Below are 15,167 nucleotides of genomic sequence, written 5' to 3' on the forward strand. Positions count from 1 at the left end.
AACAGTTGAAGCGGGTGATGAATCAGGCCGAGTAATAGGTCGGCAGCGCAAAGCGTTGTTGGCTTTGCAGCATTGAAATCTTTGGCAGTTCGCCGGCCTGTTCTGCCAGGTCGCGGCGAATCGCGCTGATCACCCAGGAAAGTTGGTCGCCGGCATGTAACTGCGCATAAGAAATGGATCGTTTGAGCTGTTTACCTTCGCGGTCGCACAACGTGAGCACAATACCGCCGTCAGGCCGCGCCTGGGTGGTGACGTTGAAGTCGGAGAACAAAGAAGAGAACTTTTCCTGGATAAGGTTCATGTCTATCAGCTCCGTTAGCTCTTGAATGGCAAGCGTGAAGTGATAGGAGCATTGATTATGCCAGTATTGTCGCTATAAAAAATACTATATAAATCAGTAAGTTATAATTTTACAGGCATTTCGGCTTCGTGCAATTTGCATGAGTGGCCATCGTGCATCGTGCATTTTGCGTGGTTTGCAGGGATTTTCAGATCGCAGCAACACGCTGAACCGCTGTGCGCCGATTCGCAACGAGGTCGGCTTCATGCAAAAAAATGTCAGGGGCGTGCCGGGATCGGACACTTACGTGCTAGTGACCGAGCAGGTGCTGGCGGATATTCAAGGTGGCAAGTTTCGCTATTGATTCTGACTATGGCAGGCCTTGAGAAAAAAGGGGTGACAGGCGTAAGGCCGCTCGGGAAACTATCGACTTTGCGATCAGAATGTGGAGTCCCGAATGTCAGACAAAAGCCGCCAGATGACCGAAGAAGAAGCTGCGGAGTTTGCCGAGCAGGTGTTCAACAAAGCGCGTGAAGGCGACGCGGCCATGCTCGCGGCGCTGCTGAGCAAAGGCCTGCCGGTCAATCTGCGCAACCACAAGGGCGATACCTTGCTGATGCTCGCCAGCTATCACGGGCACGTCGATGCGGTGCGGGTATTGCTCGAGCACAAGGCTGATCCGGAGATCCGCAACGACAACGGCCAAAGCCCGATTGCCGGCGCAGCGTTCAAAGGTGACCTGCCGGTGGTCAAAGTGCTGGTCGAAGGTGGCGCCGAGGTCGAGGGTTCGTCCTTTGACGGTCGCACCGCGTTGATGATGGCGGCGATGTTCAACCGTACGCAAATCGTCGACTACCTGATCAGCAAAGGCGCCGATCCAAAGGCCAGGGATGCCAATGGAGTGTCCGCGCTGGACGCCGCAAAAACCATGGGCGCAGCGGACACCACGGCGCAGTTGGAAAAGTTGCCGGGCTGAGAGTTCAAGGTTGTCCGTAGCAGCTGGCGCCAGCCTGCTACACAGGTTTGCCCCCGAATGCGCTATCCTTCGCGCCCTCAAATTTCCTTCGTTACAGGATTCGCCCATGAAAACCGCCCTCGTTGAACTCATCAGCAAAATCAGCTCCGGGTGTATGGGTGATGATGAAGTGGCGCGGATCGCCGACGAAGCTGCGCAAGCCTACGCCGACGCGGACGCTTTCCTGGCGGCCAATCCGGACATCAACTACGACGACACGTTTTCGATCCCGCTGGGTGAGTGGGTCGTGGTGGGCAGCCTGCCGGAAACCGTGTTGTTTCAGGCGGACACCTACATGGACCTGTTCGCCGGGATAGTCGCTTCGTTCGGCCCGGGCGTGGCGTTCAATATCAAACCCAAACAGCTTGCCAAAGTCGAGGCGTTGACTGCGCTCAACCGCATCCAGATCCAGCTGAGCAGCATGAACCCTGAAAACGGTGGTTATGTGCTGATGAACTTCAGCCAATTGCTCGATGACGAAATTCAGGCGGTGCTGGTGTATGGCAACGACGTGCCACGGGTGCTGGAGTTGTGCGCCGAAGTCGGCATCAACGCTGCGCCGTCCCTTGAAGCACTACGAGTGGCGATTCACGTCTAACCATAATCAGACGGAATACTTATCAAGCCCGGCTATCCTGAGTGTGCTAGCCATCACTTAGGAGCGACACCGTGGGTTCCACTTTCAATGGTCTGGTCGGCCTGATAGTCCTTGTCCTGGATATCTGGGCGATCATCAACATTCTTAAAAGCGGCGTCGATACCGGGATGAAGATCATCTGGGTGATGGTGATTATCTTGCTGCCGGTACTGGGTCTGATCATCTGGGCCATCGCCGGGCCACGGGGCAACAATATGTAGGGGCTGGCGCAGGCTGCGATCTTTTTGCCAGCTCAGCGACTGCGCCTCGGTTCAAATCAGCCACGCACCCTCGAGTTGCAACAGCGTTTGTTTGCGTTCCAGTCCACCACCATAGCCGGTGAGGGTCCCGTTGCTGCCGATCACCCGATGGCAAGGGATGATGATCGATATCGGGTTGGCGCCATTGGCGGTGCCGACCGCACGTACGGCTTTCGGGTTGCCGATCTGCACCGCCAGCTCGGCGTAGCTCCAGGTATGGCCGTAGGGGATTCGCTGCAAGGCCTGCCACACCGTTTGTTGGAACGGCGTGCCCTGAGGTGCCAGGCGCACATCGAAACACTCACGCTTACCCTCGAAATATTCATCCAGTTGCCGACAGACGGTATCGAGTTCATTACTGGCTTCGAACCAGTACTGCGGCGGCGTCCAGTGCTGGTGGTTGTCCATGTACAGCTGGCGCAGCCCCTGCTCATCCCCGGCCAGCAGCAGCGGCCCGATCGGGCTTGGGTGATAGCGGTAAAACATCTTGTTGGCTCTTGGTAAAGGTCAGGCACAAAGATAGAGCCAGAAGGTTCGACCTGTCATGTTCTGCGACGTAGAATGCGCGCCTTTCCTTGGTCAATTGCCGACACCCGTGCCGACGATTGGCCAGCATGGGCGGGTGACCGTCCGTTGCCACCAGCATTTACCGGGGGACTTACCCATGAGCACCACCCAGAACAGCGAGTACCTGGAAACCCTTTACGAAGGCTACGGCCAGCGTTTCCGCATGGAAAAACTGCTGCACGAAGTGCGCACCGAACACCAGCATCTGGTGATCTTCGAGAACCCGCGCATGGGTCGCGTGATGGCCCTGGACGGCGTGATCCAGACCACCGAAGCCGACGAGTTCATCTACCACGAGATGCTCACCCATGTACCGATCCTGGCCCATGGCACTGCCAAGCGGGTGCTGATCATCGGTGGTGGTGATGGCGGCATGCTGCGTGAAGTAGCCAAGCACCGCAGCATCGAACACATCACCATGGTCGAAATCGACGGCACCGTGGTCGACATGTGCAAAGAGTTTCTACCGGATCACTCCAAGGGCGCGTTCAATGATCCACGCCTGAATCTGGTGATCGACGACGGCATGCGTTTCGTCGCGACCACCGAAGAGAAGTTCGACGTGATCATTTCCGACTCCACCGACCCGATCGGTCCGGGCGAAGTGCTGTTCTCGGAAAACTTCTATCAGGCGTGCCACCGTTGCCTGAACGAGGGCGGCATCCTGGTGACCCAGAACGGCACGCCGTTCATGCAACTGAGCGAAGTGAAAACCACTGCCGGTCGTATGCGTAGCCTGTTCCCGGACTGGCACTTCTATCAGGCTGCGGTGCCGACCTACATCGGCGGCGCGATGACCTTCGCCTGGGGCGCGACCAACACCGCTTACCGCAAGTTGTCCCGCGAGACTCTGAGTCAGCGTTTTGCTGGCAGCGGCATCATCACTCGCTATTACAACCCTGAGATTCATATCGGCGCTTTCGCCTTGCCGCAATATGTATTGCAGGCGATTAATAAACCGAGCAATGACTAAGCAACAGTGTTGATGAAAGGGCCGCAAGGCCCTTTTTTATGTGTCAAAATGTGCGTTGAACGAAATTTTCACAACCGCTCCAAGACAATTCGCACCCGCTGTTTTCCGCGCTCAGCCTTCAGCAGCCTCCTGTTCCAGAGCCTTGAAACACCACGCTGGGAGCGCATGCCAGTAATAAATGGCAATGCCGCGAGTGATCGTGCACCATTTGCGTACCGCGAAAACCCCGCGACCAATACGTACAAGTAATGGCTATGAGAGGGCAGGGCGCAGCTGCATTTATGAAATTTTAACTTCCAATGAGTTCTGAATCGACATGGCAATCCCGGACGCCCTGAGTCAGCAGCGAGCTTCAAGTCGCTTGCTGCAACCGACCGTCAAATCGCATCTGGCATATACGCTACTCTGCGCCCTGGTCATGATGGTGATGCTCTCTGTGCTGCGCGTGGCGCTGCTGGTTTATAACCGAGAGATGATCCTTGACACCCCGGCCTCGACCTTCCTCGAAGCCTTTGCCAACGGCCTGCGTTTTGACGTACGTCTGGTGGTCTACATCAGTATCCCGCTGCTGCTGGCACTGTTCAGCGCCCGGATCATGGCCGCCCGTGGTTTCTTCCGTTTCTGGCTGACCATCGCCTCCAGCATTGCGCTGTTCCTCGGCCTGATGGAGATGGACTTCTACCGCGAGTTTCACCAGCGCCTTAACGGGTTGGTCTTCCAGTACGTGAAGGAAGACCCGAAAACCGTGATGAGCATGCTCTGGTACGGCTTCCCGGTGGTTCGCTATCTGCTGGCCTGGGTCGTTGGCACCTGGTTGTTGAGCCTGGCGTTCAAGGGCGCCGACCGTGCGACCCGGCCTCGTGGCCCGTTCAGCGGTGGCAGCATCGGCACGCGTCAAATCGCCCCGTGGTACGTGCGCATTGGTGTATTCGTGGTATGTATGCTGATTTGTGTCGTGGCTGCCCGTGGCACCTTGCGTCAAGGCCCGCCGCTGCGTTGGGGTGATGCCTACACCACCAACTCCAACTTTGCCAACCAGTTGGGCCTCAACGGAACGTTGACACTGATCTCCGCGGCGGAGAGCCGTTTGTCCGACGATCGCTCCAATATCTGGAAAGCCACTCTGGATCAGCCTTTGGCTCAGCAGACCGTGCGCGACATGTTGCTGGTGGCCAACGACAAGCTGGTCGACGCCGATATTGCCGCCATGCGTCGCGATACTACGCCGCCGGAGGCAAATACCCTGCCGATCAAAAACGTCGTGGTCATTCTGATGGAAAGCTTCGCCGGTCATTCGGTGGGCGCGCTGGGTCGTCCCGGCAATATCACGCCGTACTTCGATAATCTGTCGAAAGAAGGCCTTTTGTTCGACCGTTTCTTCTCAAACGGTACCCATACCCACCAGGGTATGTTTGCGACCATGGCTTGCTTCCCCAACCTGCCAGGCTTCGAGTACCTGATGCAAACCCCGGAAGGCAGCCACAAGCTGTCCGGTCTGCCTCAATTGCTCAGCACTCGTAAGTATGACGATGTGTACGTCTATAACGGCGACTTTGCCTGGGATAACCAATCAGGCTTCTTCAGCAATCAGGGCATGACCAACTTCATTGGTCGTAACGACTTCATCGACCCGGTGTTCTCCGATCCGACGTGGGGTGTTTCCGATCAGGACATGTTCAATCGTGGCCTCGAAGAACTGAAGAAACGCGATGGCAAAAAACCGTTCTACGCACTGCTGCAAACCCTGTCCAACCACACACCGTATGCGTTGCCGACACCCTTGCCCGTCGACAAGGTTACGGACAGCGGCACATTGAACGAGCACTTGACTGCCATGCGCTACGCCGACTGGGCTTTGGGCCAGTTCTTCGAAAAAGCGCGTAAAGAGCCGTATTTCAAAGAAACCTTGTTTGTCGTTGTGGGTGACCACGGGTTTGGTAACGATCAGCAGATCACCGAGATGGACCTGGGACGTTTCAACGTGCCAATGCTGATGATCGCTCCGGGCCTCCAGGAGAAGTTCGGCAAGCGCAGTGACATCGTGGGCACGCAGATTGATATCGTGCCGACCATCATGGGTCGTATCGGTGGCGAGTTCCGCCAGCAATGCTGGGGGCGTGACTTGCTCAACCTGCCGGAAGGCGACAAGGGCATCGGTGTCATCAAACCTTCGGGTAACGAACCGACGGTGGCCATCATCAACGGTGACCACATTCTGGTACAACCCAAGGATATGCCGGCCAAGGTCTGGCAGTACAAGCTTGGGGCCAACCCTGGAGGTCAGGTGATCCCGAACTCGCCGGATGAAGCCGGCCTCAAGCAGAAATTGGACGCGTTCCTGCAGACCGCTACCAAGAGCCTGCTCGATAACACCGCAGGCGTTGTCGACGGCAACCCGGACTAAGGGTTTGGCTCAATAAGGAAGAGGCCCCATGTGGGCCTCTTTTTTTGAACATGTTTTCCGGTGCCTGGCTTATTTCTTTTGTTTTTACTTGCTGCATTCATTCAGCAAGACCGCGTTATCGTTCAATCGCGGGCAAGCCTCGCTCCTGCGAGTACGCGTTAAAACTGTAGGAGCAAGGCTTGCCTGCGATTGGCTGCAACGCAATTTGTCGTCGTACAGCTCCGTGGTTTGCCTGGGGCATTCAGCACTCTGATGGTGCGTGGATGGAGGAAAGTCCTTCGCTACACTGCGGCTCATCTTCCCCGGAACAACAAGGCAACTTCCTATGCAAAATCGCATGATGATCACCGGCGCTGGATCCGGCCTTGGTCGCGAAATCGCTCTGCGCTGGGCCCGTGAAGGCTGGCGGTTAGCCTTGTCGGATGTCAGCGAGGCGGGTTTGCAAGAGACACTCAAACTGGTTCGTGAAGCCGGAGGCGACGGTTTTATCCAGCGTTGTGATGTGCGCGACTACAGCCAATTGACCGCGTTTGCTCAAGCCTGCGAAGTGAAGCTGGGCGGCATCGATGTCATCGTCAATAACGCAGGCGTGGCCTCGGGCGGCTTCTTTAGTGAGCTGTCCCTCGAAGACTGGGACTGGCAGATCTCGATCAACCTGATGGGGGTGGTCAAAGGCTGCAAGGCCTTCCTGCCGCTGCTGGAAAAAAGCAAAGGCAAGATCATCAACATCGCCTCCATGGCAGCCTTGATGCAAGGCCCTGCGATGAGCAACTACAACGTGGCCAAGGCCGGCGTGGTGGCCTTGTCCGAAAGCCTGTTGATTGAACTGGCGCACCAGGAAATCGCTGTGCACGTGGTTTGCCCGTCGTTCTTCCAGACCAACCTGCTGGATTCCTTCCGTGGCCCGACACCCGCCATGAAAGCCCAGGTCGGCAAACTGCTGGAAAGCTCTCCGATCAGCGCCAGCGATATCGCCGACTACATCTACCAACATGTTGCCGAGGGTGAATTCATGATTCTGCCCCATGAACAGGGGCGCATGGCCTGGGCGCTGAAGCAGAAGACCCCGCAGTTGCTCTACAACGAAATGACTGTGATGGCGGACAAGATGCGCGCCAAGGCCAAACAAACCGCCGGCTGAACTTGCTCACGGGGAGCTGCCTCGTTAGGGTTGCCGATTCTGCCAGCCTTGAGGAGACCGTTGCATGCTCAATTACCTGTGGTTTTTTCTTGCGGCGCTGTTTGAAATCGCCGGCTGTTTCGCGTTCTGGATGTGGTTACGCCAGGGTAAAAGTGCCTGGTGGATTGTGCCTGCGTTACTCAGCCTGATGCTCTTTGCGGTGCTGTTGACCAAGGTTGAAGCGAACTACGCCGGCCGCGCCTACGCGGCTTACGGCGGTATTTACATCATTGCGTCCATCGGCTGGCTTGGCGTGGTCGAGCGGGTTCGTCCCTTGAGTTCAGACTGGCTGGGCGTTGCCCTTTGTGTGATCGGTGCGAGCATCATTCTGTTTGGCCCCCGCTTTTCCAGCGTCTGAAACCTTCCCGCGAACGAGGCAGATCAATCGCAGCAGACAGCCTCAATCAAACAGTTCTTTGGGTACGTCGTGCTTGAGCATCAATTGGCATTGCTGGCTGTCCGGATCAAAGACAATCAGCGCCTGACCTTTGGTCAACGCCTGGCGAACCCGTAGCACGCGGGTTTCCAGCGGAGTTTCATCGCCATTGTCGGTGCCGTCACGGGTGACGAAGTCTTCGATCAGGCGGGTCAGGGTGTCGACTTCAAGTTGGTCGTAGGGAATCAGCATAGGTACCTCAGGTAAACAATCCTGGAGATGCTACTGGGCTTGGGGCCGCGCGGCCAGTAGGCGCAACTGTGTTGATCGGCTCATTGCGCTTTCCATTGCGTACCGTCGCGCATCAGGCCTTGCCGCGAATCAGTGTGCGCAAGGCAAAGCGATTCGGGTGACAGGCCTCGGCCACGCTTCTGGGCAGCGGCAGCGGTTCGTTGGTCAGCCAGGCCGCCAGTAACTCCCCCGACAATGGGGCGGTGATCAATCCGCGAGAGCCATGGCCGCTGTTAACGTACAAACCGTCCAGCCAAGGGCAACGGATGTCGGGCACTTGCCGGGCGTCCTTGCTCAACGCGGTGTAGGTTTGAGCAAAGGCCTGGTGATCGGCCAATGGACCGACGATGGGCAAATAATCGGGGCTGGTGCAGCGAAAGGCCGCGCGGCCCTGAAGCTGCCCGGGGTCCAGTTGCGCAGCGTGCAAGCGCTCAACCAGATCGCTCGAAATCTCTTTGAGTAGTTCCAGATTACCCGCGTGCTCGGCTGTGGTCGGGGTCAGGTCATCGCTCTTGAAATCGAAGCTGGCGCCCAGGGTGTGCTCGCCCAGCCGGGCAGGGGCGACATAACCTTCGGCGCAGACCACGGTTGCCAGGCTCGTGCTTTCAGACGTCTGTGCCAGGCGGGTGATCTGTCCGCGAATACGTTTGAGCGGCAGTTGGCTGCTTGCCGGGAAGCGCTTGATCTCGGCAGCACCGGCCAAAATCACCACCGGGGCTGAAGCCAACAATGTTGAACCGCTCCAGGCTTGCCATTGATCATCGATCTTGCGCAGTTCCAACGCATCGTGATGCGTCAGCAATTCAATCGTCGGGTGCGTCGCTTGCCACTGACACAAAGCGGGTGGGTGAACCCACCCGCCTTCGGGGAAAAACAGGCCACCATGCTCAAGACCAATACCCGCCTGAGCTTGTGCTTGCGGCTGATCCAGCAGGTGTAACAGGTCCGGAGAAAAAGCGGCCGTAAGCTGCGCCTGGCGCTCTGCTTCCTTGACGTTGAAGGCCAGTTGCAGCACACCGCAGCCGTCCCAATCGATACCGCGATGCAGGTGTTCGAGCAGGCGTCGGGTGTAGCCGAAACCACTGACGATCAACTGTGACAATGCCGTGCCGTGTGCCGACAGTTTCAGGTACAGCACCCCTTGCGGATTGCCCGAGGCTTCCTGGGCCAGCTCGCCGTGGCGCTCCAGCAGGCTGACGTGCCAACCGCGTGCAGCAAGGCTCGCAGCGCTGGCGCAACCGGCCAGTCCGCCACCGATGACCAAGGCTCGACGTTCGCTAACGAGCGGGTCAGGACGGGCGAACCACGGCTTGCCAGCGGCAGGCAGAGGCACGTCTTGCGGCCAGCCGAGGAATTCGCCCCGCAGGATTTCCCATTTGTGACCGATGCCCGGCGTGCGGCGCATTTTGAAACCGGCCGCATTGAGCAGGCGTCGTACCCAGCCGGTGCTGGTAAAGGTACTGATGGTCGAGCCGGGCGCGGCCAGCCGGGCGAGTTCGGCAAACAGCTCGGGGGTCCACATGTCCGGGTTCTTCGCCGGGGCGAAGCCGTCGAGAAACCAGGCATCGATCTGTGCGTCAAGTTGTGGCAGTTGCTCCAGCGCATCACCGATCAGCAAGGTCAGGGTCACGCGCCCGCCACCGAGCACCAGGCGCTGGAAGCCCTGATGGATAGCGACATATTGCTCCAGGAGCTGATCGGCAAAAAGCTTGAGCCCAGGCCAAAGGGCAAGGGCGCGTTGCAGGTCGGGGTGGCTGAGCGGGTATTTCTCCACGCTGACGAAATGCAGCCGCGCACCGGCCACAGCCTGTTGCTCGAACAACTGCCAGGCGCAGAGAAAATTCAGCCCGGTGCCGAAACCGGTTTCCCCGATCACCAGTCGCCCATCGGCCGGTAATGCGGCAAAGCGCTCGCCCAAGCGATTCTGTTCGATGAACACATAGCGGGTTTCCTCAAGGCCCGACTGATCGGAGAAATACACATCGTCAAACACGCGCGAGCGCGGACGGCCTTGGTCGTCCCAGTCAATCTGGGCGTGGGACATTTCAGTGGTCATGTTTGGCTCGGCAACGGCAAGGTGGCCATTCTAGCTGATCGCTGCACCCGGAATCGGTCCTTGGCAGCGCCTGCTGCATTGCTCAGACAAAGCGCTGCCCAATCCGCTAGTCTTGCTCAAACCTGGAAGGGAGCCGCCCCATGTTCGAATCCGCTGAAATCGGTCACGCCATCGACAAAGAAACCTTTGAGGCCGAAGTGCCGGCCCTGCGTGAAGCCTTGATCGAAGCCCAGTTCGAACTGCGACAGCAAGGGCGCTTCCCGGTCATCGTGTTGATCAACGGCATCGAAGGCGCTGGCAAGGGCGAGACGGTCAAATTGCTCAACGAATGGATGGACCCGCGGTTTATCGAGGTTCGCACGTTCGATCAGCAGACCGATGAAGAGCTGGCCCGCCCACCGGCCTGGCGTTACTGGCGGATGCTGCCGGCCAAGGGGCGGATGGGGATTTTCTTTGGCAACTGGTACAGCCAGATGTTGCAGGGCCGGGTTCATGGTCTGTTCAAGGACGCGGTGCTGGACCAGGCGATCAACCAGGCCGAGCGGTTTGAAAAAATGCTCTGCGATGAAGGCGCGCTGATCTTCAAGTTCTGGTTTCACCTGTCCAGGAAACAGATGAAAACCCGCCTCAAGGTCTTGCAGGATGATCCGCTGCACAGCTGGCGTATCAGCCCGCTGGACTGGCAGCAATCGCAAACCTACGACAAGTTTGTGCGCTTCGGCGAACGGGTGCTGCGTCGCACCAGCCGTGATTACGCGCCCTGGCATGTGATCGAAGGTGTCGACGCGCATTATCGTAGCCTGACGGTAGGCAAGATCCTGCTCGAAGGTCTGCAAAGCGCCCTGCGCCGACCCAAGGTCAAACCGGATACGGTGAACGCCGCGCCACTGATGGGTAGCGTCGATCAGCTGAGTCTGCTCGGCAGCCTGGACATGACCCTGAACCTGGATAAGGACGACTACGAAGAGCAACTGATCACCGAGCAGGCGCGGTTCTCTGGTTTGATGCGTGACAAACGCATGCGCAGACACGCGCTGGTGGCGGTGTTCGAGGGCAATGATGCGGCGGGCAAGGGCGGGGCAATCCGGCGAGTGGCGGCGGCCCTCGATCCGCGTCAATACAGCATCGTGCCGATCGCCGCACCGACAGAAGAAGAACGCGCTCAACCGTATCTCTGGCGGTTCTGGCGGCATATTCCGGCGCGGGGAAAATTCACCGTGTTCGACCGCTCCTGGTATGGCCGGGTGCTGGTGGAGCGGATCGAAGGCTATTGCAGCCGTGCCGACTGGATGCGCGCTTATGCCGAGATCAATGACTTCGAAGAGCAGATCAGTGATTCCGGCGTGATCGTGGTGAAGTTCTGGCTGGCCATCGACAAACAAACCCAGCTGGAGCGTTTCCAGGACCGCGAAGAAATCCCCTTCAAACGCTTCAAGATCACCGAGGACGACTGGCGCAACCGCGAAAAATGGGATGACTACCGCGTCGCCGTCTGTGACATGGTCGACCGTACCAGCACCGAGATTTCACCCTGGACGCTGGTGGAGGCCAACGACAAACGCTGGGCCCGGGTCAAGGTGTTGCGCACCATCAATCGGGCGCTGGAGGAGGCCTTCGAGAAGTCCGACAAACACGACAGGAAGGCGAAAAAGGACAACAAGTAAGCCGATGGTTGCGCATACGCGAGATGAATGATTGTCGCGGTCGGCAATAGGGTGGATTTATGCTGATTCCATCCCTGACCGACAACAATGAGGTATGCCATGCGTGAAGTGGTGATCGTCGATAGCGTGCGGACTGGCCTGGCCAAATCCTTTCGTGGCAAGTTCAACCAGACTCGTCCTGATGACATGGCTGCCCATTGCGTCAATGCGCTGCTGACCCGCAATGGCATCGACCCGGCCAGTGTCGAGGATTGCATCGTTGGCGCCGGTTCCAACGAAGCGGCCCAGGGTTACAACATCGGCCGCAATGTCGCGGTGTTATCGAAACTGGGCACCGGCACGGCAGGCATGACCCTCAATCGTTTTTGCTCTTCGGGTTTGCAGGCGATTGCCATTGCCGCCAACCAGATTGCCTCCGGTTGCAGCGACATCATCATCGCCGGTGGCGTGGAGTCCATCAGCCTGACCATGAACCGCGTCAACACCGACAATCTGATCAACCCGTTACTCAAGGAGCAGGTGCCGGGTATTTATTTTCCCATGGGCCAGACCGCCGAAATCGTCGCCCGCCGCTATGACGTCAGCCGTGAAGAGCAGGACCTCTACGCCCTGCAAAGTCAGCAACGCACCGCTCAGGCCCAGGCCGCCGGGCTGTTCTGCGATGAAATCGTGCCAATGGCGGTGAAATACGCAGTCGAAGACAAAACCACCGGCCAGGTGCAGATCCTGGAAGGTATCGTCGACCGTGATGACTGCAATCGCCCTGATACTACCTTGCAAAGTCTGGCCGGGTTGAAGCCGGTGTTTGCCGAAGACGGCTCGGTGACTGCGGGCAACTCCTCGCAGCTGTCCGATGGCGCGTCGATGACCCTGGTGATGAGCCTGGAAAAAGCCCTGGAGCTGGGCCTCAAACCCCGTGCGTTCTTTCGTGGTTTCGCCGTCGCCGGTTGTGAGCCGGACGAGATGGGCATCGGCCCGGTGTTTTCGGTGCCAAAATTGCTCAAGCTCAAGGGTTTGCAGGTGGCCGATATCGACCTCTGGGAACTCAACGAAGCCTTTGCCTCGCAGTGCCTGTACAGCCGCAATCGGCTGGAAATCGATAACGATAAATATAACGTCAACGGCGGCTCGATCTCCATCGGCCACCCGTTCGGCATGACCGGTTCGCGCCAGGTCGGGCACCTGGTGCGCGAGCTGCAACGGCGCAACCTGCGTTACGGCATCGTGACCATGTGCGTCGGTGGCGGGATGGGCGCGACAGGGTTGTTTGAAGCGGTGCGTTAAACCAGAAATGCGGGCCAGATGATCGTTCCCACGCGCAGCAAAGGAATGCCGCGCTGGACGCTCTGCGTCCGCTTCAACTTCTCTGTCGCTCTGCAGATCGCCTTCGCGGGGACATTGGTGGCATATCGCCAACTTCAGGTTGCGACCTGTACAGTCTCATTAGCGGCCGGTTCCAAACTGTAACTGTGTGGCGGGACGATCCAGGCCTAGAATGATTTTCTCGCGGTCTGGTTTTGGGGGCTCCATGCACATTTCGTCCGGTCGCTGGGTTTATGGATTGTTCCTCGCCTTGCTGACCGCGCTGTTGTGGGGGATCTTGCCGATCAAACTCAAGCAAGTGCTGCTGGTGATGGACCCGGTCACAGTGACCTGGTATCGACTGATGGTGTCGGGTGGTTTTCTGTTCATTTATCTGGCTGCAGTCAAGCGTTTGCCAAGCTTGCGAGTGCTCGGCCCACGGGGCGGCTGGCTGTTGTTGATGGCGGTCCTGGGGCTTGTGGGCAACTACGTGCTGTACCTGATGGGCCTGAATCTGCTCAGTTCTGGTACCGCGCAGTTGGTGGTGCAGATGGGGCCGATCCTGCTGCTGATCGCCAGCCTGTTTGTTTTCAAGGAGCGCTTCAGCCTTGGGCAAGGCATTGGACTGCTGGTGCTATTGATCGGCTTCGGGCTGTTTTTCAATCAGCGTTTGAGTGAACTGCTGACGTCTTTGAGTGAATACACTGCTGGCGTCTTGCTGGTTCTGGCGGCGTCGGCGGTCTGGACCTTTTATGCCCTGGGTCAGAAGCAATTGCTCACGGTGTGGAATTCGTTCCAGATCATGATGGTGATCTACCTGTTTTGCGCGTTATTGCTGATGCCGTGGGTGCATCCGCTGGAGGCGCTGCAACTGAGCCCGCTGCAAGGCTGGCTGCTGCTCGGTTGCTGTTTGAATACGCTGATCGCCTATGGCGCATTTGCCGAAGCTTTGGCGCATTGGGAAGCCTCGCGGGTCAGTGCGACGCTGGCGATCACGCCGCTGGTGACCTTCGCTGCGGTGGCACTGGCTGCCAGGCTGTGGCCTGAATATGTGTATGCCGAGCAAATCAATGGTCTGGGTTATGGTGGTGCAGTGCTGGTGGTGTTTGGCTCGGCACTGGTAGCCCTCGGGCCATCGTTGATGGCCGGGCTAAAGGCCCGGCGGGTGCGGATGGCGGCGGGGTGATTGATTCAGCGCATTTCCTGTGGCGAGGCTGCTCTCTACCGTACAGCCACCTTCGATACCTTCACCACCGTCGGCTTGAGCACCAGCCACAATGCCGCGGCGATCAACACCCCGCCATACAGATGGGCCATGGACAATGGTTCATCGAGGAACAGCGCGCCCCACAACACGCCGAAGGGCGGGATCATGAAGGTCACGGTCATTGATTTGACCGGGCCAATCGAGCTGAGCAAGCGGAAGTACAGGATGTAGGCAAAGGCTGTGCAGACCAGCCCCAACCCCAGCAGCGACAACCAGACACTCCAGCCCCCCCAGCTTGCCGGTGGCTGGCTGATGGCGCTGTAACCGAACAGCGGCAACAGAAACAGCGTCGCGCCAAGCATGCTGCCCAACGCCGAGAGGCGACTGTCGAGCCCGCCTTGCTGATCGAGCCAGCGACGGGCGAGGAAACCGGCGAAGCCGTAACAGGTGGTCGCGAGGAGGCAGGCAAGGGCGCCCATCAGCAGTTCCATGTCGAAGGCCACAGGACCTGCGCGGGTCAGAATACCAACCCCGAACAGCCCAAGGCAGACACCGGCAATCTTCGCCGGGGTGAGCTTTTCGCTGAAGAACACACCGCCAATCAACACGCCCATCAGCGGCGTCGTTGCATTGAAAATCGCCGAGTAACCGGCCGGCAGCACTTGGGCGGCTACCGAATACATCGTTGCCGGAATCCCCGAGTTAATCACCCCGAGCAGCAGCACCGTCTTGAACTTGCCGCGAAAATCCCAGCTGACGCGCATCAGCGCCAGGATCACCAGCAACCCGGTGGCGGCAATCGATACGCGGAAAAAGGCAGTGGGGATTGTGCCAATCACTGGGGCGATGATGCGCATGAACAGAAAACTTGCGCCCCAGATGGCGGCAAGCAGCAGCAAGCGCAGTATATCGACGGGGTTCACGGCTTGTTCCTTACTGAATTGGCGCGCAAGTG

16 protein-coding genes are annotated in these 15,167 nt (G+C 58.3%); 11 read left to right on the forward strand and 5 right to left on the reverse strand.

From position 1 onward, the window contains the following. Positions 1-22 precede the first annotated feature (22 nt). Positions 23-301 (reverse strand): DUF3509 domain-containing protein, encoded by a 279-nt coding sequence (locus AC07UI_RS22615; RefSeq protein WP_494994602.1) that lies wholly within the window; start codon positions 299-301, stop codon positions 23-25. 139 nt (positions 302-440) lie between these two features. Here AC07UI_RS22615 and AC07UI_RS22620 point away from each other — a divergent pair, with 139 nt between their 5' ends. The 4 genes from AC07UI_RS22620 (at position 441) to AC07UI_RS22635 (ending at position 2,153) form a co-directional block, all read left to right on the forward strand. Next, a complete protein-coding gene (locus tag AC07UI_RS22620) occupies positions 441-644 on the forward strand; it encodes a hypothetical protein (RefSeq protein ID WP_494994603.1) in 204 nt (67 codons plus the stop codon). Between the two features lie 93 nt (positions 645-737). After that, positions 738-1,256, forward strand: a complete 519-nt coding sequence (locus tag AC07UI_RS22625) for an ankyrin repeat domain-containing protein (protein WP_494994604.1) — start codon at positions 738-740, stop codon at positions 1,254-1,256. 106 nt (positions 1,257-1,362) lie between these two features. Further along, positions 1,363-1,893: a hypothetical protein gene (locus tag AC07UI_RS22630; protein WP_494994605.1), complete on the forward strand. Its 531-nt coding sequence runs from the start codon at positions 1,363-1,365 to the stop codon at positions 1,891-1,893. A gap of 71 nt (positions 1,894-1,964) precedes the next feature. After that, a complete protein-coding gene (locus AC07UI_RS22635) occupies positions 1,965-2,153 on the forward strand; it encodes a PLDc N-terminal domain-containing protein (protein WP_494994606.1) in 189 nt (62 codons plus the stop codon). Positions 2,154-2,204: 51 nt separating this feature from the next. Here the strand turns inward: AC07UI_RS22635 and AC07UI_RS22640 are convergent, their stop codons facing one another. Next, positions 2,205-2,678 carry a methylated-DNA--[protein]-cysteine S-methyltransferase gene (locus tag AC07UI_RS22640; protein WP_494994607.1) on the reverse strand — a complete coding sequence of 158 codons (474 nt, stop codon included), beginning with the start codon at positions 2,676-2,678 and terminating at the stop codon, positions 2,205-2,207. Between the two features lie 178 nt (positions 2,679-2,856). On the opposite strand from AC07UI_RS22640, the gene speE reads away from it, so the two are divergent. The 4 genes from speE to AC07UI_RS22660 all read left to right on the forward strand — a co-directional run bounded on the left by speE (position 2,857) and on the right by AC07UI_RS22660 (position 7,674). Further along, positions 2,857-3,732, forward strand: a complete 876-nt coding sequence (gene speE / locus AC07UI_RS22645; protein ID WP_494994608.1) for a polyamine aminopropyltransferase — start codon at positions 2,857-2,859, stop codon at positions 3,730-3,732. 316 nt (positions 3,733-4,048) lie between these two features. After that, on the forward strand, positions 4,049-6,136 hold the full coding sequence (locus tag AC07UI_RS22650) for an LTA synthase family protein (protein ID WP_494994609.1): 2,088 nt from the start codon (positions 4,049-4,051) through the stop codon (positions 6,134-6,136). Positions 6,137-6,461: 325 nt separating this feature from the next. After that, positions 6,462-7,277: an SDR family oxidoreductase gene (locus tag AC07UI_RS22655; RefSeq protein ID WP_494994610.1), complete on the forward strand. Its 816-nt coding sequence runs from the start codon at positions 6,462-6,464 to the stop codon at positions 7,275-7,277. Between the two features lie 64 nt (positions 7,278-7,341). After that, complete coding sequence (locus AC07UI_RS22660; protein ID WP_494994611.1) at positions 7,342-7,674, forward strand: YnfA family protein; 333 nt, start codon at positions 7,342-7,344, stop codon at positions 7,672-7,674. A 42-nt stretch (positions 7,675-7,716) separates the two neighbouring features. Here AC07UI_RS22660 and AC07UI_RS22665 read toward each other — a convergent pair whose 3' ends face one another. Together AC07UI_RS22665 and mnmC are read right to left on the reverse strand one after the other, a co-directional pair. After that, a complete protein-coding gene (locus tag AC07UI_RS22665; protein ID WP_419114996.1) occupies positions 7,717-7,944 on the reverse strand; it encodes a YheU family protein in 228 nt (75 codons plus the stop codon). A 112-nt stretch (positions 7,945-8,056) separates the two neighbouring features. Further along, positions 8,057-10,039: a bifunctional tRNA (5-methylaminomethyl-2-thiouridine)(34)-methyltransferase MnmC2/FAD-dependent 5-carboxymethylaminomethyl-2-thiouridine(34) oxidoreductase MnmC1 gene (mnmC, locus tag AC07UI_RS22670; RefSeq protein ID WP_494994612.1), complete on the reverse strand. Its 1,983-nt coding sequence runs from the start codon at positions 10,037-10,039 to the stop codon at positions 8,057-8,059. A gap of 140 nt (positions 10,040-10,179) precedes the next feature. Here mnmC and pap point away from each other — a divergent pair, with 140 nt between their 5' ends. From pap to AC07UI_RS22685, 3 genes are all read left to right on the forward strand, one after another. Continuing rightward, the gene (gene pap / locus AC07UI_RS22675; protein WP_494994613.1) at positions 10,180-11,703 is read left to right on the forward strand and encodes a polyphosphate:AMP phosphotransferase; all 1,524 of its coding nucleotides are present in this window, start codon (positions 10,180-10,182) and stop codon (positions 11,701-11,703) included. A 99-nt stretch (positions 11,704-11,802) separates the two neighbouring features. Further along, positions 11,803-12,987 (forward strand): thiolase family protein, encoded by a 1,185-nt coding sequence (locus AC07UI_RS22680; protein WP_494994614.1) that lies wholly within the window; start codon positions 11,803-11,805, stop codon positions 12,985-12,987. 244 nt (positions 12,988-13,231) lie between these two features. Continuing rightward, positions 13,232-14,191 (forward strand): DMT family transporter, encoded by a 960-nt coding sequence (locus AC07UI_RS22685; protein ID WP_494994615.1) that lies wholly within the window; start codon positions 13,232-13,234, stop codon positions 14,189-14,191. A 35-nt stretch (positions 14,192-14,226) separates the two neighbouring features. Here the strand turns inward: AC07UI_RS22685 and AC07UI_RS22690 are convergent, their stop codons facing one another. After that, positions 14,227-15,135, reverse strand: a complete 909-nt coding sequence (locus AC07UI_RS22690) for a DMT family transporter (protein ID WP_494994616.1) — start codon at positions 15,133-15,135, stop codon at positions 14,227-14,229. Positions 15,136-15,167: the final 32 nt, after the last annotated feature.

It is taken from the genome of Pseudomonas sp. GW821-FHT04C07, assembly GCF_059420325.1.